The sequence below is a fragment of the Bradyrhizobium algeriense genome, from assembly GCF_036924595.1.
In the GTDB taxonomy this organism is placed as follows: Bacteria; Pseudomonadota; Alphaproteobacteria; order Rhizobiales; family Xanthobacteraceae; genus Bradyrhizobium; species Bradyrhizobium algeriense.
In genome coordinates, this window is the sequence record NZ_JAZHRV010000001.1 from 1,525,179 (window position 1) to 1,545,166 (window position 19,988).

A 19,988-nucleotide genomic window follows, 5' to 3' on the forward strand; every position below is an offset into this window, starting at 1 on the left:
GAACTGGGTGTGCGGAGAGTGCGGTACCCCCTCACCCGGATCGCATCTATCGATGCGATCCGACCTCTCCCCGCAAGCGGGGCGAGGTTGAAGAAAGTGGAGTAACGCGCATGAAAGCGATCATCGTCGGGGGCGGCATCGGCGGCCTCACCACTGCGCTCATGTTGCGGGCGCGCGGCATCGACTGCGAGTTGTTCGAACAGTCCGAAAGCATCCGCGAGCTTGGCGTCGGCATCAACACACTGCCGCATGCGATCAGAGAATTGACCGGCCTCGGGCTGCTGGACCGGCTGGATGCCGCCGCTGTACGCACCGACCAATTGTATTATCTCAGCCGCCACGGCCAGGAAGTCTGGCGCGAGCCGCGCGGGCTCGACGCCGGCCACGACGTGCCGCAATTCTCGGTTCATCGCGGCCGCCTGCAGAGCGTGATCCATCGCGCCGTCGAGGAACGGCTCGGCCCTGAGGCCATCCACACCGGCTGCCGTCTCGGCGCGTTCGCGCAGCACGAGGGCGGCGTGGTTGCGCATTTTTTCGACCGCACCGGCGCCCATGTCAAAACCGCGCGCGGCGATATCCTGATCGGCGCCGACGGTATTCACTCGCGCGTGCGCGAGATGCTGTTTCCGGACGAGGGGCCGCCGTGCTGGAACGGGTTGATGCTATGGCGTGGCGCGCGCGACTGGCCGGCGTTCCTGACCGGCCGCTCGATGATCGTTGCCGGCGGGCTGAACGCCAAGGTCGTGATCTATCCGATCGCGGAAGGATCGAGCCCGTCGAGCCGGCTGACCAACTGGGCGGTGATGGTGAAGATCGGCGACGGCAATGTGCCGCCGCCCCGCCGCGAGGACTGGTCGCGGCCGGGCAAGCGCGAGGAACTGATGCCGCATGTCGAGCGCTTCAAGGTGCCGTATGTCGATGTGCGCAGCCTGATCTCGGCGACGTCGGAATTCTACGAGTACCCCTGCTGCGACCGCGATCCGCTGCCGTACTGGACCTGGGGCCGGGTGACGCTGCTCGGCGACGCCGCGCACCCGATGTATCCGGTCGGTTCCAACGGCGCCTCGCAGGCGATCCTCGATGCCCGCGCGCTGGCCGACGAACTGGCGCGAGCCGAGCATCCGCGCCAGGCGCTGGTGGCCTATGAGAAGAAGCGGCTGCCGATGACGGCGGAGATCGTGCGCGCCAACCGCCGCGGCGGCCCCGAGGGCGTGATCGACGCGGTCGAGCAACTGGCGCCCGATGGCTTTACCGATATCGAGAAGGTGCTGAGCCACGCCCAGCGCGAGGCGATCGTGCGCGGCTATGCGTCCAAGGCCGGCTTTGCGCCGCCACCGCTGGGATTGGCGGCGGTGCGGTAAAGGTCCCGTAGATCCTATGGGGTGGCAGGTGGTCAGGGGTAAGCTGAGTTTGCGAGCACCCAACCACCCGGAGGATCTACGAAGATAATCTCACGCCCCCGGAGGCGGCGGCAGGAAGTGGATGTTGTGCTCGGCGGCCAGCGCTACCACCGCGTCCGGCGTCTGCTCCCTCATGTTGTGGATCGCCCAGAACAGATCGTAGAGCCGCCGCGTCGGCGACACCCAGAACAGCGTCTTCGCGGTGCGGCCGGACTTGTTGAAGATGCCGTGCGGCTTGCCCATCGGCAGCCGCACCAGATCGCCGGGCGTAGCCTGCGTCTCGGCACCGTCGAGGAAGAAGTCGAGCTGGCCCTCGAGGATGTAGAGATATTCATCCTGGTCGGGATGAATATGCGGCGGCACGAAAGTTTCGGGCGGGAACGTCGCATGCCATGAGAAGGAATGCTCGGTGACGTTTTTCGGCACATAGGTCTGGCCGAGGATGCTCCAGGAGATTCCCTGGATGCCTTCATTGGCGCGCGTGATGCCGGCGATTTCGGTCTTCATTGGCTGTTCCCTTCCAAAATTATTTCGCGGTGCAATCCTTGGCGTAACGGTCGCCATAGTTGGAAAATACCTTCTCGACGATCTCGGTCTGGAATTTTCCGTCCGGACGCTTGGCGACCTTGGTCAGATAAAAATTCTGGATCGGATAGCCGTTGACGTTGAACTTGAAATCGCCGCGCAGCGAAGTGAACTCGGCCTTCCGAAGCGCGGCCGACACGGCCTCCTTGTTCTTGAGGTCGCCCTTCACCGCCTTCACCGCGCTGTCGATCAGCAAGGCCGTATCATAGCCCTGCATGGCGTAGGTGCCGGGCACGCTGTTGTAGGCGGCTTCATAAGCGGCGACAAACTTCTTGCTCTGGGGATTGTCCATGTCGGGCGCCCAGTTGGCGCCGCCGAACATGCCGACGGCGGCGTCCTGCTGCGCGGGCAGGGTGGATTCATCGACGGTGAAGGCCGACAGCACCGGGATCTTGTCGGCAAGACCGGCCTGCCGGTACTGCTTGACGAGGCCGACGCCCATGCCGCCCGGCATGAAGGTGAACAGCGCATCGACCTTGGAAGAAGAAATCTTGGTCAGCTCGACCTGGAAATCCAGCGTACCGAGCGGCGTGTAGCTTTCTTCCGCAATCTCGCCCTTGTAGTCGAGCTTGAATCCGGCCGCCGAATCCTTGCCGGCCTGATAGTTCGGCACCAGCACGTACATGCGCTTGTAGCCGCGATCCTGGGCGACCTTGCCGAGGATCTCGTGCACCTGGTCGTTCTGATAGGAAGTGACGTAGAAGAACGGGCTGCACTCCTTGCCAGCATAGCTCGACGGCCCCGCGTTCGGACTGATCAGGAACGTCTTGTTCTCGGTCACCGGCCGGTGAATGGCTTGCAGGATGTTGGAGAAAATCGGCCCGACAACAAAGTCGACCTTCTCGCGTTCGAGCAGGCCCTTGGCCTTGGTCACGGCGCCGTCGGGCTTGAGTTCGTCGTCGACGACGACGACCTCAACATCCTTGCCCGCCATCTTGCCGCCGAGGTCCTTGATTCCGAGTTGCAGGCCGTCGCGCGATTGCTGGCCGAGGACGGCGGCCGGCCCGGACAAGGTCGTGATCACGCCGATCTTGATTTTCTCCTGCGCTGCGACTGGCTCCGCGGCAACCCCCAGCAAAACGGCAAGTCCGGTCAGCTTCAACGACTGCTTCATGATTATTCCTCCGTTCGGCCTCTGCAGCCGAAACCCACGTCGCACCAAATGCTCGGGATGCAGCTTATTCTGACGGTGACTGCACCTGCAAGCAGAACGCATCCATGCAAGCCATACGCCAATTGCTTGAAACTTAAAGAAATCTGGGCAATGATCGAAAGCTGCGCGCGGTTCGGATCGCCGAACGCCCAAGCCGGACAAGATTTGCATCATGATCCTTGATTCAGAGACCAAGGCCGTCGAACTCCCGGAACATCATGGCGACGAACTCAGGCTATGGCTTCGCCTCCTGACCTGCACGACCCTGATCGAGGGCGAAGTGCGCAGCCGCCTGCGCGAACGCTTCGACGTCACGCTGCCGCGGTTCGATCTGATGGCCCAGCTCGACAAGGTGCCGGAGGGCATGACACTGTCCGACGTCTCCAAGCGGATGATGGTCTCGAACGGCAACGTCACCGGGCTGGTCGAGCGCCTCGTCGAATCCGGACATCTCGACCGCCGCACGTCGGACGCCGACCGCCGCGTGCAGGTAATCCGCCTGACCAAGGCGGGGCGGGCCGAATTCCGCAAGATGGCGGCGGAGCATGAATTGTGGATTGCCGATGTCTTCGGGGACCTGACGCCAAAGGACGTCCGCGAACTGATGCGCCTGCTGGCCAAGACCAAGGCGTCGGCGCAGAAGTCCGCGAAGACGCGAGCGGGCTGAGGCGACGCTGCGGCTGAAGCAACTGGCCGAACGCTAGTTCATCCCGCGCAGGGTCGCCGAGGGCGTTTCGCCGAACTTGGCGCGGTAGGCGCTTGCCATCCGGCTGAGATGGGTAAATCCAAGCTCGAATGCGATATCGGTGATGCTTTCGTCAGGGGAGGCGGCGGCCAACCTGACATTGAGATGCGCGAGCCTGATATCGCGCAGCATCTCAGAGATCGACGTTTCGAAATGCCGCTGAAAGCCGAGCTGCAGCGCACGGATACCCGTGCCTGCGGCTTCGGCAAGCTGCGTGAGGTCGAGCGGCTCTTCCGCGTGCGCATACAGGAATTCGCGTGCCCGCCGTAGCGGCTGCGGCAGCGCTTCGGCCCGGCCGCCAAATCGCTCGATCGCGTCGCTGGCGCTGTGGCGCTGGCCGTGAAGCAAGGTACCCAACAGTGTCTCGCGCAGATTGGCCGCCGCCATCGGCGAAAGCGGCCGTTGCGGTCCGAGCCGTTCGGCGAGATCGATGAGCTCCATAATTTGCGACTGAAGCGCCCGGCCGTCTCTCGAGGAGAGATCGACCGCGGGCTCGAACTCGACCGCGCCCGCTGGCTGGCCCGACAGCGCCGCAGCCCGTTGCTCCAACAGGCGGCGCTCGACCAGCAGAATGATCTGGGCGCAATTGTTCTGCCAGGTCATTCGGGTGGGAATCGTCGGCGATAATAGCGACGCGCTGGCGCCGGGAGCGGCTGCGATGTCGCGCGCCGCTGTTTGGATCCGCGCCGAACCGTGCACGGGAATTTGCAGCAGGAAGAAGCGCTCGAGACAGCCCGGATCGATCGACACCGACCCGCCATAGGCAACGTAGTTGACGGAAAATCCGCCAAAGACCGCGCTGTTATGCAGCGCAAAAAAGTCGGGTGATGATCGCGCGGTGGGCTTCAGTTCGTGCGGGCAGAATATCCGCCCGACCGCGTCGGCGGCAGCGTCGACGCTATCGGTCGAAACACGGTTGAACGCCGCCAGCCGGACGGTGGGGTCATGCTGGGGAATGCTGGTAGCTCTCGCCACGGCCCGGCCCTTCGCATTATTTGAAGCCTATAATATCTGCGGACGCAATGGTTGGAAAGGCGATTTGATGGACGGTGGTGCCCGATCGAAAGGCAGCCTCTCCGTCATTCCAGGCTCGATGCTTCGCATCGCCCCGGAATGACGGGGGCGGCCATTTCGCGTCGCAGCAATCCGAAAATTCTCATGTCGCGCCGGCGGGATTCGTTTTCCGGCTAGACGGCCGACCCGCCGCGGCAGAGCCTGCGCGAACCATTCTGACCCTCGCAACCACACCAACCGCGACACAGGAGATGGCGATATGGCAGCACTCGAAAAAGGCATCACCGCCAATGGCACGGGCTACGGCGGCAAGACCTGGAATATCCTGGGTCAGGTCTACTTCCCCAAAGCTGTGACCGATTCAACCTTTGCCTTCGAGACCAACAGCGAACCCGGCCAGTTCGTGCCGGTGCACGTCCACCCGACGCAGGATGAATTCATCCTGGTGCAGGAGGGCACCCTCGACCTCAAGCTCGACGGCGTCTGGGTGCAGGCCAAGGCCGGCGACCTCGTTCGGATGCCGCGTGGCATTCCGCATGGCTATTTCAACAAGTCCGATAAACCGGCACGCGCGCTGTTCTGGGTGTCACCGATGCAGAAGCTCGAAGCGCTGTTCAACCAGCTCCACAATCTGACGGATCCCGAAGAGGTGGTCCGGATATCAGCGCAGCATGAAGTGAACTTCCTGCCGCCCGAAGCCAACGAATAGCTCAGCAATCGCCGGGCAACTGCACCGGAAATCGCAACGCGTTGAGCCCTCAGTTCTGGGGCTGATGCCTGCTGGAGAATTGTCATGGTCAGGCAAAAACAGGTTTGTATCATCGGCGCCGGCGTATCCGGTCTGGCCGCTGCAAAAGCCTTCGCCGCGCGCGGACATCAAATCACGATCGTCGAGCGCAGCGGCGATCTCGGTGGCGTCTGGGAGCCGGCGCGGTCCTATCCCGAGGTGCAAACGCAAAGCCCGAAGGATCTCTATCGTTACACCGACAAGGCGATGCCGGATTCCTATCCGGAATGGCCGAAGGGCCCGCAGGTCCACGCCTATCTGACTGAATACGCCAAGGACAACGATCTCCTCGGTGCCATCAGCTTCAACACGGCCGTGGTGCAGATGGATCGCCGGCCCGATTCGGCGCCCGGCTGGCGGATCGAGCTGCGGGGGCCGGACGGCGGTGTCCGTTACGAGGATTTCGATTTTGTCGCAGTTTGTACCGGGCAGTTCAACGAGCCCCAGACACTCAGCCTGCCCGGTGAAGACACTTTCACGGCGCAGGGCGGGCGCATCCTGCACTCCTCGCAGTACAACGATCCGATGATCGCCAAGGGCCGGAGGATCGTCGTGCTCGGCGGTTCGAAGTCGGCGACGGATATTGCGGTCAACGCCGTCAATTCGGGCGCTGCCGAAGTGACGCTGGTGTACCGCGAGCCGGTGTGGCGGATTCCCTATTTCATCGGCGGCCTGGTCAATTTCAAACGCATTCTCTACATCCGCGCGCAGGAGGAGATGTTCAGGAGCTGGGGCATCGGCGTGATGTCGCAGTTCGCGCATGCGGTCGCAAAGCCGCTCGTCTGGGCAAACTGGCGTGGACTGGAGAGCCTGCTGAAAGTTCAGCTCAAGCTCGGCAAATGCGACATGGTGCCGAAAGAGCGGATCGAGGATGGTGTCAATTGCGCGGTGCCGATCGCCACGCCAGGATTCTTTCCGATGGTCGCCGACGGCCGCATCAAGGCCATCAGAGGCAGCTTTGCGCGCTACGACGGCAATTCGATCGTGACGACCGGCGGGCAGCGCGTCCAGGCCGATGTCGCCGTGCTCGCGATCGGCTACAAACTGGGCGTGCCGTTCCTGCCGCAGGCGTACCGCGAGAAGCTGGTCGATCCCGACGGGCAATACCGGCTCTATCGGCTGATCGCCAATCCGGACCTGCCCGAGATGGGATTCGTCGGTTTCAATTCCAGCTTCTGCACGGTGCTGTGCGCTGATCTCGCGGCGAACTGGCTGGTGCGCTACGCCGATGGCCAGCTCGCCCGTCAGCCGACGCCGAAGGAGATGCGGGACAACATCGAGATGATGTTGCATTTCAAGCGCGTCGAACGGCCGGCGGCCGGCATCTATGGCGGCCTGTGCGTGGCGCCCTATCACTTCAAGCATTTTGACGAATTGCTGGCGGATATCGGGGTGTCCGGACGCCGGGCCAATCCGCTGGTGGAGAAATTTACCCCGCCCGACGCCGCGGCCTATGGCCGCTTCCTGGCCGCGGCGCCGGCCTACCGCGCGTCCTGACGGAGGAGGGGTTCCCATGGCGCTGCCGCTGCCGCAGGCCAGTATCGGCGGTGGGCAGGGGCGATTCCACACTTGCGAAAAATTGTTTTAAGCCTAAAATGATTTGCGAGACGGCTTGCCGGACGTCCTCGATATTGATCTCGAGCCTTTCATTGATGGAAGCGAGGGGAGATGAAAATGTCACCCAGCCGGACCCTTGGTCAGCCTCTTGGCCCATCGGGCCATATCGATGACTTTGCGCGGCGAAATCTGCCGCCGTCCGACCAATGGCCGGACCTGCTGCTCGACCGGCCCGAGTTTCAGTATCCGGAATATCTCAATGCCGCGGTCGAACTGACTGACCGCATTGTCGAGAAAGGCTGGGGCGATCGGATCGCGCTGATCGGCAACGGCCGCCAGCGCACTTACAAGGAACTGGCCGATTGGTCCAACCGCCTCGCGCATGCGCTGGTGGAGAACTACGGCGTCAAGCCCGGCAACCGCGTCCTGATCCGTTCCGGCAACAATCCCGCGCTGGTCGCGGCCTGGCTTGCGGCCACCAAGGCCGGCGCGGTCGTCGTCAACACCATGCCGATGCTGCGCGCCGGCGAGCTGAGCAAGATCGTCGACAAGGCCGAGATTGCGCTGGCGCTGACCGACAGCCGCATTGCCGATGAACTGGTTGCGTGCGCGAAGACCAGCCGCTTTCTCAAGCAGGTGGTGAATTTCGACGGCACGTCCAACCATGATGCCGAGCTCGACCGGATAGCGCTGAACAAGCCGGTAAAGTTCGAAGCCGTGAGAACGGGACGCGACGATGTAGCCCTGCTTGGATTTACGTCGGGCACCACGGGCGAACCCAAAGCGACGATGCATTTCCATCGCGACCTGATGATCGTGGCGGACGGCTATGCCAGGGAAGTCCTTGACGTGACCGAAGATGATGTTTTCGTCGGCTCGCCGCCACTGGCCTTTACGTTCGGGCTCGGCGGGCTCGCAATCTTCCCATTGCGGTTCGGCGCGACCGCAACGCTGTTGGAAAACGCGGCGCCGCCCGAGATGGTCAAGATCATCGAGACCTACAAGGCCACGATCTGCTTCACCTCGCCGACGGCGTATCGCGCGATGATGGCCGCGATGGACAACGGCGCTGATCTGTCGTCGCTGCGGATCGCCGTTTCGGCCGGCGAGACGTTGCCGGCGCCGGTATTCGAAAACTGGACCCGCAAGACCGGCAAGACCATTCTCGACGGCATCGGCTCGACGGAACTGCTGCACATCTTCATCACCAACCGCGTCGGCGACGCGGTCGCGGGAACGACGGGACATCCGGTCGCGGGCTATGAGGCAAAAATCGTCGACGACGACATGAATGAATTGCCACCTGATACCATCGGCAAGCTTGCGGTGCGCGGCCCGACCGGATGCCGCTATCTCGCCGATAAGAGGCAATCCAACTACGTGCGCGACGGCTGGAATCTGACAGGCGATTCGTTTGTTCGCGACGCGACTGGCCGGCTGTCCTTTGTGGCCCGTTCGGACGACATGATCGTCTCCTCCGGCTACAACATCGCCGGTCCCGAGGTCGAAGCGGCGCTGTTGTCGCATCCTGCTGTCGCCGAATGCGGCGTGGTCGGCGCGCCCGACGAGGCTCGCGGCATGATCGTCAAGGCCTACGTGGTTCTGGCGGGTGGCGCCATGGGCGACGCCGCGCTGACGCAGGCGTTGCAGGATCATGTCAAGCAGACCATTGCGCCGTACAAATATCCGCGTGCGATCGAATATGTCGCGCAACTGCCGAAGACCGAGACCGGCAAGCTGAGGCGCTTTGCGCTGAGGCAGATGGCTGCGGCCGGAGCTGCGTCATCGCCTGATGTCGCCGCGGAGTGAACACTTTGAATTGCATGAAGGAGAACAGCCGGTGACCGCGCCTAAAGGCCCCACCTTGACGGTGGTGCCTCACCCCAAAACTCCTGACGTGGAGACCGACACCCCGTCGTCCGGCCCGCAAGTGCTGCAGCCGAGCGGCTGGCCGATGCCAAAGGGGTATGCCAACGGCATGGCCGCCGATGGCCGTCTCGTGGTGACCGGCGGCGTGATCGGTTGGGATACGCAAGGACATCTGGCGCCGGACTTCGTCGCGCAGGTGCGTCAGACGCTCTCCAATATTTCCGAAATTCTTGCCGAGGGCGGCGCTAGGCCCGAACATCTGGTGCGTTTGACCTGGTATGTAGTTGACATCGAGGAATATCTCGCCAGCCTGAAAGAACTTGGCCGCGCCTATCGCGAGATTTTTGGCGCGCATTATCCGGCGATGGCGCTGGTGCAGGTAGTGCGTCTGGTCGAGAAAGCCGCCCGCGTCGAGATCGAAGCTACCGCAGTGGTGCCGCGCTGAAACCCGCTTATCGGGTGTCGTCTTAGGCTGCTGACGGCGGCTTTCGCGGGCGACCCGGCCCGGGTTGACGACCTAATCGTGCTTGGCGAGAACGCGGCCAACCGTGGAGGGATGGACCTCGAACAGGCGAGTCGGCCTCGGACGCGCTCGCTGACATTGGCCACTCTTCGCCCTTTGTCTTCGTATTGCGCTCAGCTGAGTTCTTGGGCGAGTCCGATGAGAAGCCCCTCAGGCCCACGGATGTAGCAGAGCCGATACGCGTCTTTATACTGGACTACTTCGCCTACGAGCTGCGCACCGCGCGGGCGGAGCCTTTCAAGCGTCTCGTCGATGTCGTCCACGGCGAACATGACGCGGAGGTAGCCTAGAGCGTTGACCGGGGCGTTCCGGTGATCTGCGACGACAGGCGGCGTGAGGAAGCGAGAGAGCTCGAGCCGGCTGTGGCCGTCCGGTGTGCGCATCATGGCAATCTCGACACGCTGATCGCCCAGTCCAGTGACACGTCCGGCCCATTCTCCTTCGATCGTGGTCCGCCCTTCGAGCTCGAGGCCGAGTTCGCGAAAGAAATCAATCGTCCCTCCGAGGTCTTCGACGACGATTCCTACGTTGTCCATCCGCTTGAGCGCCATGTTTCCAATCTCCAAGGTGTCGCCTGGTCTAACTACGGACGCTTGAGGTGCCCCCGACACCGGAGGCCATACGGGCCCGATTCGCTGCTGTCCACATCAGAAGCTTGAATCATGGACCGCCACCCCGTTTCAAACGGTCTCTTAGAGCTCTGTTCGCAGCTTCCAGAGTTCCGGAAAAAGTTCGACCTCGAGCATCTTGCGCAAGTAGGAGACGCCCGACGTGCCGCCGGTTCCGCGCTTCAGGCCGATGATGCGCTCGACCGTGGTGACGTGGTTGAAGCGCCAGCGGCGGAAATAGTCCTCGAAATCGACCAGCTTTTCCGCGAGCTCGTAGAGCATCCAGTGTTTCGCCGGCGACGCATAGACGGTCTTCCAGGCCTCCAAAACCTCGTCGTTTGGCGTGCGCTTGACGCGCCAGTCGGTTCGGCGCGCGTCTTCGCCGATGTCAAAACCATTGCGCGCCAGCAGCAGCAGCGCCTCGTCATAGAGGCCCGGCTCAGCGAGAATTTCCTCGAGCTTTGCCATGATGTCGGCGCGGTGGGCGTGCGGGCCAAGCAGCGCCAAATTGCGATTGCCGGCGAGGAACTCGATCGCGCGGTACTGGTACGACTGGAAACCCGAGGACTGCCCGAGCTGATCGCGAAACTCGGTGTATTCGCTGGGTGTCATCGTCCGCAACACGTCCCAGGCGGTATTGAGCTGCTCGAAGATCCGGGCGACGCGCGACAGCATCTTGAAGGCGGGCTGCAACTGGTCTTGGCGTATCGCCTTGATGGCGGAACGGATTTCATGGATGGCGAGCTTCATCCAGAGTTCGGAGGTCTGGTGCTGGATGATGAACAGCAGTTCGTCATGGGCGTCCGAGAGCGGCTCTTGTGCGCCCAGAACGCGTTCCAGGTGCAGATAATCGCTGTAGGACATGCGCCCTTCGAACGATATCTGGGCTCCCTCACGCGAGGGTTCGTCGGGCTTGCCAGTCATGTTACGAGCGCCTTCTTGCGGTAATCCGCGGTATCCCAGCGGCGATTGGTCAAGACGTCGGCGATGATTTCGACTGCCGCGCGAACCTCGGCTTCTCCGATGTAGAGCGGTGTAAAGCCGAAGCGCATCATGTCCGGCGCGCGGAAGTCGCCGATCACGTCGCGCGCGATCAGCGCCTGCATGATCGCGTAACCCTCCGGGTGACGAAACGAAACCTGGCTGCCGCGCTGCTTTCCGTCCCGCGGCGAAGCCAGTGTCAGCTCGGGACAACGCTCTTCGACTTCGCGGACGAACAGGTCGGCCAGCGCGATCGATGCATGGCGCACGTCGGTCATGCTGACACCATCCCAGACGTCGAGGGCGGCGTCGAGCGCGGCCATCGCAATGATCGGGGGCGTACCGACCCGCATTCGCTCAATGCCCGGTCCGGCGCGATAGCCGAGGTCAAAGGCAAAGGGCGCGTGATGACCCATCCAACCGGAAAGCGCCGGCCGCGCCGTATCCGCGTGCTTCGGCGCCACATAGATGAAGGCCGGCGCGCCCGGGCCGGCATTGAGATATTTGTAGGTGCAGCCGACTGCGAAATCGGCTTCGGTGCCTGACAGGTCGACCGGAATCGCGCCCGCGGAATGCGCCAGATCCCAGACCGTCAACGCGCCGGCGGCATGCGCCCTGCGCGTCAGTGCGCGCATGTCGTGCAACCGGCCGGTGCGATAGTCGACCTCGGTCAGCATCAGCACCGCAATCGTCTCGTCGATGGCGGCTTCGACGTCTTCGGGGGCCACGACCTTCAACTCGTAGCCACGGTCGAGCGATTCAAGCAGACCGCTGGCGATGTAAAGGTCGGAAGGAAAGTTGCCGGTATCCGACAAGATCACGCGCCGCGACGGATTGAGCTCGAGCGCGGAGGCCAGCGCCTGGTAGACCTTGATGGACAGCGTATCGCCCACTACCACCGTCCCGTCGACAGCGCCGATCAACCGGCCGATTCGGTCGCCGACACGCCGCGGCTGCGTCATCCACCCGGCGACGTTCCAGCCCTTGATGAGGTGCTTGCCCCATTCCTCGGATATCATGCGGCCGACGCGATCGGCGGCTGCAACGGGCAGGGGGCCGAGCGAATTGCCGTCCAGATAGATCATGCCATCCGGGATGGCGAACAGGGATTTTGTTCGCGTGAAATCGGTCATGTCTTTCCCAGGTCCGCGCCCCGGTGGAATTATTCGCGCGGACATCGATTATTTCAAGCTTAAAATTTATGGGCGAGAAGCGTGCGTCCCGGTATAGACTGGCGGATGGACATCCGCCGGCCCACAAGATCGAATGGAAACCGAACCGCGTGATTTTTCATCAGATTTCCGACTGGAACGACGCCTATGCGAATGCTCCGAACATTCCGGGCGGCGAACGCTGGCCGGCCGCGTGGGTGCAGCCCGCGCAGGCCTATCGCGATGCACTCCAGGGCAGCGGCCGCGCGACGCTCGATATCAGCTATGGCGAGCGCGAACGAAACCGCTTCGATCTCTTTGGACCGGAAGGCCGGCCAAACGGCCTGGTCGTCTTCGTCCATGGCGGATTCTGGAAGGCGCTCGACAAGAGCTTTTGGTCGCATCTCGCGCGCGGATCGGTTGAAAGCGGCTATGCGGTGGCGATGCCTTCCTACACGCTGTGCCCGACTGTGCGCATCTCCGAAATCACGCGCGAAATTGCCGCGGCCGTCGAGCGCGCCGCCGCGATGGTCGAGGGCCCGCTTTTTCTGACCGGGCATTCCGCCGGCGGGCATCTGGTGACACGCATGATTTCGGCGACGTCGCCGCTCCCGGACGATGTCCGGGCGCGCATCAGCCACACGGTTTCCATTTCCGGCGTTCATGACCTTCGTCCGCTGATGAAGGCCGCCATGAATACGGACCTCCGGATCGACGAGGCCGAGGCGCTGGTGGAAAGCCCCGCATTGCTGGAGCCGATGCAGAATGCACGCGTGACGTGCTGGGTGGGCAGCGCCGAGCGCCCGGAATTCGTCCGCCAGAACGCGCTCCTCGCCAACATCTGGACCGGGCTCGGCGCGAGAACCTGCATGATCGAAGAACCCGGCCGGCATCATTTCGATGTCATCGACGGGCTCGCCGATCCCGATCACCAACTCACCAGGACGTTGTTGTCTCCGTGGCCTGCTGAATTTCCGAAATGAACGGCGGTCGCGAGGTGGCCTTGCCACCAGGTGGTTCTGACCTACCAGTCATGTTGGCTGAAACGTCTGCACCGTCTGTCGTGCACCCAGGGCATAGAGTTTTGAGAGCGCCTCGGTGACGGCGTTGCGCACGCGAGGATCGCTGCCGAGGTTGCCGAAAATGGAGTTCACCTCCAGCAGCGCGGGAGCGAGGCGCTCCGCGAACGGGCCGGCGCGCTCGGCGATATCGGCCAGCTCCCTGGCAAGCGGATCGCGCACGTCGATGGCGCGTCCCTGTTCGTCCTTTGCTGTGACGTAGCGCATCCAGCCCGCTACCGCGAGCGCATGCGTGTCGATCGAAAGGCCCAGCCGCAACCGGTCCTGCATGGTGGCGAGCAGCCGCTGCGGCAGTTTCTGCGAGCCGTCCATCGCGATCTGCCAGGTACGGTGATGCAGGGCGGCATTGGAGAAGCGGTGCAGCAGTGACGCGCTGTAGGCGGTAAGGTCGGTACCTTCGGGCATCGTCAGCGTTGGCGCCGCATCCTGCATTACCCGCTGGGCAAAGGCCGCGAAGCGATGGTCGGTCATGGCCGCGGCGATGGTCTCATGGCCGGCGAGATAGCCGAGATAGGCCAGCGCCGAGTGACTGGCATTTAGCAGCCGCAGTTTCATGTGCTCGAACGGCGTCACATCCGAGACCATTTGCACGCCTGCGGCCGCGAAATCCGGCCGTCCGGCTGGAAAGCGATCTTCAACGATCCATTGCGTGAACGGCTCCGTTACCACCGGCCACGCGTCGGTCATGCCGAGCGCCGAGGAAACCTCTGATCGGTCGAGGTCGGTGGTCTCCGGCACGATCCGGTCCACCATTGTCGACGGGAAGGCAACCTCGGTCTCAATCCATCTGGCGAGGTTGCGCGACCGCAAGGCGGCGAACTGCGTCACGATCCGCCCCACCGTATGGCCGTTGGCGGAGAGATTGTCGCACGATAGAACGGTGAAGGGGGCGGCACCCGCAATCCGCCGGCGCGCCAGCGCGGCCACCAGGAATCCGATGGCCGAGCGCGGCGTGCCCGGATTTTGCAGGTCATGAACGATGTCGGGATGATTTTCGTCGAGGTCGCCGGTTTGCGGCGTGTGGCAGTAGCCCTTCTCGGTGACCGTCAGCGAGACGATGCGCGTGGCCGGGTGAGCGAGGCGCGCGATCAGAGGGGTGGGTCTCTCCTTGGCGACTTCGCATGCGAGGACCGAGCCGATGATCCGGTGATCGGTGCCCGCGCCGGAGCGAACGGCGAGGGTGTAGAGGCAATCCTGCGGGGCGAGGGCATCGCGCGTTTCCGGACTGCGCAAGCTGGCCCCGACGATTCCCCAGTCCGTCGCGCCACCTGCAAGGAGTTCGTCGATCACCACCGCCTGGTGTGCCCGGTGGAACGCGCCGATTCCGAGATGGACGATGCCCGGCGTGACGCGCGAGCGGTCATAGGCCGGTCGCCCGATATGGCCGGGAAGTGTGTCGAGGCTGGCGTTGGACAGGCGCAAATCGCCGACTTTCGGGCCGTAAACGTGATCTTTCGGCGTTTCGCTTGACATGGGCGGCACGATCTATCAATCTTTGGTCAATTGGTAAGGCCAATATTGCCGATTTATTGGCCTTGGCCCGATCAAAGCAAGAAAAATCGATCACTTAAGGGATCGTCAGGGAGAGCCGAGCGTGCCGCTCGAAGCCGTGGAAGCGCGACGTCTTTATCGCCAGGTTGCCGATCAGCTCCGCGCCTTGATCGACAGCGGCGAATACCGCGTGGGCAGCCGACTTCCGACCGAGCGCGATCTTGCCGAACAGTTGAAAGTGTCGCGGCCGACGGTGCGCGAAGCCCTGATCGCCCTGGAAGTCGAGGGCCGGGTCCGAATTCGCGTCGGCTCCGGAATTTATGTCAGTGAACCGGCGGCGCTCGCGCCGCCCTTGCCGGCGGCGGCCGAGATCGAAGGCCCGTTCGAACTCTTACGCGCCCGCGAATTCCTTGAAGGCGCCATCGCCGAACAGGCCGCGCGGGTGGCGACACCCGAAGACATCGCGCGCATCGACGCTTCGCTGGATGCGATGGCCAAGGTGCAGCATCCGGGCGAGGCCTCGATGATCCATGACCGCGCGTTTCATGTCGCTGTAGCCGGATGTCTCGACAACGCCGTGCTGGTTCGTGTCGTCGGCGAGTTGTTCGACCAGCGGCTCAATCCCTACTTCGCCAAGCTCGCCCACTATTTCGAGAATCCGGAATCCTGGAATGCGGCGCTGGCCGAGCACCGGGCGATCCGCGATGCCATTGCCGCGCATGATGCCGACGCGGCGCGCGTGACGATGCGCGAGCACTTGGCGCGTTCGCAAGCGCGCTTTGCGCAAAATTTCGGAGCCGAAGCCTCGTCCGCCTCCCGCGTTCGCGCAAGTAGCGGCTGAACGATCAGGGAAAGACTAAGAATTCGAACGGTTCGGCGAAATGCCGCACCGGTTGAGTAACAAAAACAAATTGTAGCAAGGGAGGAATTCACGTGTTGAAGAAATTGACGATTGCATTCGCGGCGTCCGCTGCGCTGTTGGCCGCAACCACATCGGGCATGGCGCAGACCAAACTCAAATGGGCGCATGTTTACGAGACTTCCGAGCCGTTCCACACCGCTTCCGTCTGGGCAGCCGGCGAAATCAACAAGCGCACCAGCGGGCGTTACCAGATCGACGTCTATCCGGCCTCTCAGCTCGGCAAGGAGACCGACATCAACCAGGGGCTTTCGCTGGGCTCGGTCGACATGATCATTTCCGGCTCGAGCTTTGCGGCCAAGAGCTTTCCGCCGATCGGCGTGACCTACTATCCCTACACCTTCCGCGATGCCGACCATCTGCTGGCCTATACCAAGAGCGACGTCTTCAAGGAGCTTACCAAGGGCTACGAGGACAAGACCGGCCATCGCATCGTGGCGGTGACTTACTACGGTGTGCGTCACACCTCGTCGAACAAGCCGATCAAGACCTGCGCCGACATGAAGGGCCTCAAGATTCGCGTGCCTGACGTGCCGGCCTATCTCGCGATGCCGCGCGCCTGCGGCGCCAATACCGCACCGATCGCGTTTGCCGAGGTCTATCTCGCCCTGCAGAACGGCACCGTGGAAGCCCAGGAAAATCCGCTCACCACGATCGAAGCGAAGAAGTTCTACGAGGTGCAGAAGCATATCGTGCTGACCGGCCACATCGTCGATCATCTCAACACCGTGGTCTCCGGCGCGCTCTGGAAAAAGTTGTCCGAGGAAGACCGCAAGATCTTCACCGACGTCGCGCAGGAAGCGGCCGCGAAGGCGACCGCCGAGATCAAGACCAACGAAGCCAAGCTGGTCGATTTCTTCAAGCAGAAGGGCCTGACGGTGACCGAGGTCAACAAGTCTGAGTTCCGCGACACCGTCCTCAAGACCGTCAGCTTCGAGAGCTTCGACTACCGCAAGGCGGACTGGGAGCGCATCCAGGCGGTGAAGTAACTGCTGGCCTTCGTCCGTGTCTGCCGCGATCTCACGGCAGGCACGGCGGTGGCTTTTCAAACGCCAGTTCGGGGAGGGCGCATGTCGACGGTTGAAGTGCACAAGCAGATCACGGCGGACGAGATCGCCCACACCTTTGAGGACGAGGTCCCCAAGGGCGCCGATCTCAGCGGATATGCGCCCGAGGACTGGCTGGCGCTGGTGATCTTCTGGATCATGGCGCTGTCGGTCTTCCTGCAGTTCTTCACCCGCTATGTCCTCAACGACAGCTATGCCTGGACCGAGGAAATCGCGACCTACTGCCTGATCGGCGTGGTGTTCATCGGCTCGGCGATGTGCGTGCGGCTGTCGCGGCACATCCAGGTCGATCTGCTGTTCCGCTATTTGCCGCATCTTCCGGCGCGCGCGCTATCGACCGTCATCGACCTGATCCGCATCGCGTTCTTCGGCTATGCGATCAAGCTGGTCTGGCAGTTCATCCAGATCATCGGCGACGAGCGGATGACCACGATCAAGTTTCAAAAGGGTTTTGTGTATTACGCCGTGCTGCTCGGCTTCGTGCTGATGTTTGCGCGCTCGATCCAGATCGCAGTCGAAAACTGGCGGCGCGGCTACTCGATCCTGGAGCGCCCGGGCGCCTTCGACGGAACGGAAGGCTAGGGCGATGCTGCTGCTGCTTGGGGGATTTCTGCTGCTGATGCTGGTCGGCCTGCCGGTCGCGCTCGCCATGGCGGTGTCGTCGCTGGTGTACATTCTCGTCACCGGCATCACGCCGGACGTGACGCTGGCGCAGCGCATGATCGCGGGCGTCGAAAGCTTTCCGCTGCTGGCCGTGCCGTTCTTCATTCTGGCCGGCAATCTCATGAACATCGCGGGCGTGACAGGCCGCATCTACAAATTCGCGGTCGCGCTGGTGGGCTGGATGCGCGGCGGTCTCGGCCACGTCAATATCGTGGGCTCGGTGATCTTCTCCGGCATGTCCGGTACCGCGATCGCGGATGCCGCTGGCCTCGGCACCATCGAGATCAAGGCGATGAAGGACCACGGCTACTCGACCGAGTTCGCCGTCGGCGTCACCGCGGCGTCCGCCACGCTCGGGCCGATCATCCCGCCGTCATTGCCGTTCGTGATCTACGGCATGATGGCGAACGTCTCGATCGGCGCGCTGTTCCTCGGCGGCGTGATTCCCGGCGTCGTCATGACGTTGGCCATGATGGCGACGGTGGCCTATTTCGCCCACAAGAACGGCTGGGGCAGCGATACCCCGTTCTCATGGCCGCAGATCGGTTCGGCCGCCCTCGAAATCTTCATCGTCCTGGCATTCCCGCTGGTGGTCTGGCTCTTGGTCGTCGGCGGGATGTCGGTGAATATGGCGGTCGGGCTCGGCCTCGTGGCGCTGCTGGCGCTCGACTGGTACTTCGATTTCTCCGCCGTGATGGCGCTGATGGCCCCCGTCATCCTGATCGGCGGCATGACGCTCGGCTGGTTCACGCCGACCGAAGCCGCAGTGGCTGCCGTAATCTGGTCGCTGTTCCTCGGGCTGGTGCGTTATCGCTCGATGACGCTGCAAACGGTGGCGAAAGCGACTTTCGACACTATCGAGACCACGGCGTCGGTGCTGTTCATCGTGACGGCGGCCTCGATCTTCGCCTGGCTGCTGACCGTGTCGCAGGCGGCGCAGACGCTGACGGATGCGATGCTCGGGATCACCCAGAACAAATGGGTGTTCCTGCTGCTGGCCAACATCCTGATCCTGTTCGTCGGCTGCTTCATCGACACCATTGCCGCGATCACCATTCTGGTTCCGATCCTGCTGCCGATCGTTCTGAAACTGGGCATCGATCCCATTCATTTCGGCCTGATCATGACGCTGAACCTGATGATCGGCTTGCTACATCCGCCGCTCGGCATGGTGCTGTTCGTGCTTGCGCGCGTGGCGAAGCTATCCGTCGAGCGCACGACCATGGCGATCCTGCCGTGGCTGGTGCCGCTCTTGCTGGCGCTTGTTGCCATCACCTACATCCCGGAGCTGACGCTCTGGCTACCGAAATATATGGGACTCTCAAGATGACATCGATGGCTTTGGCCGCAACGCTGTTCGGCCCGGAAGATCTGCGCATGGTCGAGCGGCCGCTCGATCCCCTGGCGTCCGGCATGGTGCGGATTCGTTTCGGCGCCGGCGGCATTTGCGGCTCCGACATGCATTACTACCGCCATGCCCGCACCGGCGATTTCGTCGTGACCTCGCCGCTGGTGCTCGGCCACGAGATCGCGGGCGAGGTGGTCGAGATCGCGGGCTCCGTTCCCGATGTGAAGGTCGGCGACCGCGTCGCCCTCAATCCGTCGCGCTGGTGCGGCCATTGCAAGCCTTGCCGCGAGAACCGGCCCAATCTCTGCGAGAACATCTTCTTCATGGGGTCGGCCTCGAAGACCCCGCATATGCAGGGCGGCTTTGCGTCGTACTTCGACGCGGTCCCGGCGCAATGCGTCAAGATTCCAGATCACGTGACGTATCAGGCGGCGGCGCTCGCCGAACCGCTGGCGGTGTGCCTGCATGCGGTCGCCCGCGCTGGCGACGTTACGGGTAAGCGCGCGGTACTGTTCGGCGCTGGCCCCATCGGTCTTTTGACCATGCTGGCGGCGCAGCGCGCAGGGATCGCGGAGGCCACCGTCGTCGACATCGCGGCGGCGCCGCTGGCCTTCGCGACAAGGCTTGGCGCCAACCATGTCGTCGATATCTCCAGCGGCGAGGAGGCGCTGAAGGCGGAAGCCGCGACGCGTCCGTTCGATGTCGCGTTTGAAGTTTCGGGAACGGCCGCGGGCCTTGCCAGCGCCATCGGCGCCGTCAGACGCGGCGGCGTCGTGGTTCAGGTCGGTAACCTGCCGGGCGGACAGATTCCAGTGCCGGCGAATGCGGTGATGGCCAAGGAGATCGACCTCCGCGGCTCGTTCCGCTTCGGGATGGAATTCTTCACCGCGGTCGAGCTGATCGCCGATGGCAGCGTCGACGTGCTTTCGCTGGTGACGGCGGAGCGCCCGCTTTCGGTGGCACCCGACGCGGTTCGGCTAGCGCTCGACCGTTCGCAAAGCGTCAAGGTCGTGCTGACGGCGTGATTGCAATTTTCGCTTCAGGAGAT

Annotated in this window: 19 protein-coding genes; 12 read left to right on the forward strand and 7 right to left on the reverse strand. The window is 63.0% G+C overall.

Annotated elements, in window-relative coordinates:
- The first annotated feature begins 110 nt into the window (after positions 1–110).
- Positions 111–1,361 (forward strand): flavin-dependent oxidoreductase, encoded by a 1,251-nt coding sequence (locus tag V1286_RS07375; protein WP_108513368.1) that lies wholly within the window; start codon positions 111–113, stop codon positions 1,359–1,361.
- Between the two features lie 90 nt (positions 1,362–1,451).
- Here the strand turns inward: V1286_RS07375 and V1286_RS07380 are convergent, their stop codons facing one another.
- Positions 1,452–1,907 (reverse strand): cupin domain-containing protein, encoded by a 456-nt coding sequence (locus V1286_RS07380; protein WP_334478571.1) that lies wholly within the window; start codon positions 1,905–1,907, stop codon positions 1,452–1,454.
- A gap of 19 nt (positions 1,908–1,926) precedes the next feature.
- A complete protein-coding gene (locus tag V1286_RS07385) occupies positions 1,927–3,099 on the reverse strand; it encodes an ABC transporter substrate-binding protein (protein ID WP_334478573.1) in 1,173 nt (390 codons plus the stop codon).
- 211 nt (positions 3,100–3,310) lie between these two features.
- On the opposite strand from V1286_RS07385, the gene V1286_RS07390 reads away from it, so the two are divergent.
- Complete coding sequence (locus tag V1286_RS07390) at positions 3,311–3,805, forward strand: MarR family winged helix-turn-helix transcriptional regulator (RefSeq protein WP_334478575.1); 495 nt, start codon at positions 3,311–3,313, stop codon at positions 3,803–3,805.
- Between the two features lie 33 nt (positions 3,806–3,838).
- On the opposite strand, the gene V1286_RS07395 is transcribed toward V1286_RS07390, so the two are convergent.
- Positions 3,839–4,858 (reverse strand): AraC family transcriptional regulator, encoded by a 1,020-nt coding sequence (locus V1286_RS07395; protein ID WP_334478577.1) that lies wholly within the window; start codon positions 4,856–4,858, stop codon positions 3,839–3,841.
- A gap of 298 nt (positions 4,859–5,156) precedes the next feature.
- Between V1286_RS07395 and V1286_RS07400 the strand changes: the two genes are divergently transcribed.
- The 4 genes from V1286_RS07400 to V1286_RS07415 all read left to right on the forward strand — a co-directional run bounded on the left by V1286_RS07400 (position 5,157) and on the right by V1286_RS07415 (position 9,555).
- Complete coding sequence (locus V1286_RS07400; protein WP_247517930.1) at positions 5,157–5,606, forward strand: cupin domain-containing protein; 450 nt, start codon at positions 5,157–5,159, stop codon at positions 5,604–5,606.
- A gap of 84 nt (positions 5,607–5,690) precedes the next feature.
- Entirely contained in the window at positions 5,691–7,181 is a 1,491-nt protein-coding gene (locus V1286_RS07405) for a flavin-containing monooxygenase (protein WP_334478582.1), read from the forward strand.
- A gap of 177 nt (positions 7,182–7,358) precedes the next feature.
- Complete coding sequence (locus V1286_RS07410) at positions 7,359–9,050, forward strand: benzoate-CoA ligase family protein (protein ID WP_334478584.1); 1,692 nt, start codon at positions 7,359–7,361, stop codon at positions 9,048–9,050.
- A 31-nt stretch (positions 9,051–9,081) separates the two neighbouring features.
- Positions 9,082–9,555: a RidA family protein gene (locus V1286_RS07415; protein ID WP_417021114.1), complete on the forward strand. Its 474-nt coding sequence runs from the start codon at positions 9,082–9,084 to the stop codon at positions 9,553–9,555.
- A 191-nt stretch (positions 9,556–9,746) separates the two neighbouring features.
- Here the strand turns inward: V1286_RS07415 and V1286_RS07420 are convergent, their stop codons facing one another.
- From V1286_RS07420 to kynU, 3 genes are all read right to left on the reverse strand, one after another.
- Entirely contained in the window at positions 9,747–10,184 is a 438-nt protein-coding gene (locus tag V1286_RS07420; protein ID WP_334478586.1) for a VOC family protein, read from the reverse strand.
- 141 nt (positions 10,185–10,325) lie between these two features.
- Positions 10,326–11,165: a tryptophan 2,3-dioxygenase gene (gene kynA / locus V1286_RS07425; protein ID WP_334478588.1), complete on the reverse strand. Its 840-nt coding sequence runs from the start codon at positions 11,163–11,165 to the stop codon at positions 10,326–10,328.
- Complete coding sequence (gene kynU / locus V1286_RS07430; RefSeq protein ID WP_334478590.1) at positions 11,162–12,355, reverse strand: kynureninase; 1,194 nt, start codon at positions 12,353–12,355, stop codon at positions 11,162–11,164. Before kynU ends, kynA begins: the two co-directional genes overlap by 4 nt.
- 149 nt (positions 12,356–12,504) lie before the next feature.
- Here kynU and V1286_RS07435 point away from each other — a divergent pair, with 149 nt between their 5' ends.
- Complete coding sequence (locus V1286_RS07435) at positions 12,505–13,356, forward strand: alpha/beta hydrolase (RefSeq protein ID WP_334478592.1); 852 nt, start codon at positions 12,505–12,507, stop codon at positions 13,354–13,356.
- Between the two features lie 48 nt (positions 13,357–13,404).
- On the opposite strand, the gene V1286_RS07440 is transcribed toward V1286_RS07435, so the two are convergent.
- Positions 13,405–14,925 carry a mannitol dehydrogenase family protein gene (locus tag V1286_RS07440; RefSeq protein WP_334478594.1) on the reverse strand — a complete coding sequence of 507 codons (1,521 nt, stop codon included), beginning with the start codon at positions 14,923–14,925 and terminating at the stop codon, positions 13,405–13,407.
- Positions 14,926–15,046: 121 nt separating this feature from the next.
- Here V1286_RS07440 and V1286_RS07445 point away from each other — a divergent pair, with 121 nt between their 5' ends.
- The 5 genes from V1286_RS07445 (at position 15,047) to V1286_RS07465 (ending at position 19,965) form a co-directional block, all read left to right on the forward strand.
- Entirely contained in the window at positions 15,047–15,784 is a 738-nt protein-coding gene (locus V1286_RS07445) for a FadR/GntR family transcriptional regulator (protein ID WP_334478596.1), read from the forward strand.
- Between the two features lie 92 nt (positions 15,785–15,876).
- The gene (locus V1286_RS07450; RefSeq protein WP_334478598.1) at positions 15,877–16,851 is read left to right on the forward strand and encodes a sialic acid TRAP transporter substrate-binding protein SiaP; all 975 of its coding nucleotides are present in this window, start codon (positions 15,877–15,879) and stop codon (positions 16,849–16,851) included.
- A gap of 81 nt (positions 16,852–16,932) precedes the next feature.
- Positions 16,933–17,511 carry a TRAP transporter small permease gene (locus tag V1286_RS07455; RefSeq protein WP_334478599.1) on the forward strand — a complete coding sequence of 193 codons (579 nt, stop codon included), beginning with the start codon at positions 16,933–16,935 and terminating at the stop codon, positions 17,509–17,511.
- A 4-nt stretch (positions 17,512–17,515) separates the two neighbouring features.
- Entirely contained in the window at positions 17,516–18,922 is a 1,407-nt protein-coding gene (locus V1286_RS07460) for a TRAP transporter large permease (protein ID WP_334478601.1), read from the forward strand.
- Entirely contained in the window at positions 18,919–19,965 is a 1,047-nt protein-coding gene (locus V1286_RS07465; RefSeq protein ID WP_334478603.1) for an L-idonate 5-dehydrogenase, read from the forward strand. The genes V1286_RS07460 and V1286_RS07465 overlap by 4 nt, the downstream gene beginning before the upstream one ends.
- Positions 19,966–19,988: the final 23 nt, after the last annotated feature.

Coding starts and splice junctions, on each gene's coding strand:
- V1286_RS07420 (WP_334478586.1), bottom strand. CDS start 10,184: ATGGCGCTCAAGCGGATGGACAACGTAGGAATCGTCGTCGAAGACCTC.
- V1286_RS07400 (WP_247517930.1), top strand. CDS start 5,157: ATGGCAGCACTCGAAAAAGGCATCACCGCCAATGGCACGGGCTACGGC.
- V1286_RS07410 (WP_334478584.1), top strand. CDS start 7,359: ATGTCACCCAGCCGGACCCTTGGTCAGCCTCTTGGCCCATCGGGCCAT.
- V1286_RS07440 (WP_334478594.1), bottom strand. CDS start 14,925: ATGTCAAGCGAAACGCCGAAAGATCACGTTTACGGCCCGAAAGTCGGC.
- V1286_RS07390 (WP_334478575.1), top strand. CDS start 3,311: ATGATCCTTGATTCAGAGACCAAGGCCGTCGAACTCCCGGAACATCAT.
- V1286_RS07465 (WP_334478603.1), top strand. CDS start 18,919: ATGACATCGATGGCTTTGGCCGCAACGCTGTTCGGCCCGGAAGATCTG.
- kynU (WP_334478590.1), bottom strand. CDS start 12,355: ATGACCGATTTCACGCGAACAAAATCCCTGTTCGCCATCCCGGATGGC.
- V1286_RS07455 (WP_334478599.1), top strand. CDS start 16,933: ATGTCGACGGTTGAAGTGCACAAGCAGATCACGGCGGACGAGATCGCC.
- V1286_RS07460 (WP_334478601.1), top strand. CDS start 17,516: ATGCTGCTGCTGCTTGGGGGATTTCTGCTGCTGATGCTGGTCGGCCTG.
- kynA (WP_334478588.1), bottom strand. CDS start 11,165: ATGACTGGCAAGCCCGACGAACCCTCGCGTGAGGGAGCCCAGATATCG.
- V1286_RS07380 (WP_334478571.1), bottom strand. CDS start 1,907: ATGAAGACCGAAATCGCCGGCATCACGCGCGCCAATGAAGGCATCCAG.
- V1286_RS07385 (WP_334478573.1), bottom strand. CDS start 3,099: ATGAAGCAGTCGTTGAAGCTGACCGGACTTGCCGTTTTGCTGGGGGTT.
- V1286_RS07375 (WP_108513368.1), top strand. CDS start 111: ATGAAAGCGATCATCGTCGGGGGCGGCATCGGCGGCCTCACCACTGCG.
- V1286_RS07405 (WP_334478582.1), top strand. CDS start 5,691: ATGGTCAGGCAAAAACAGGTTTGTATCATCGGCGCCGGCGTATCCGGT.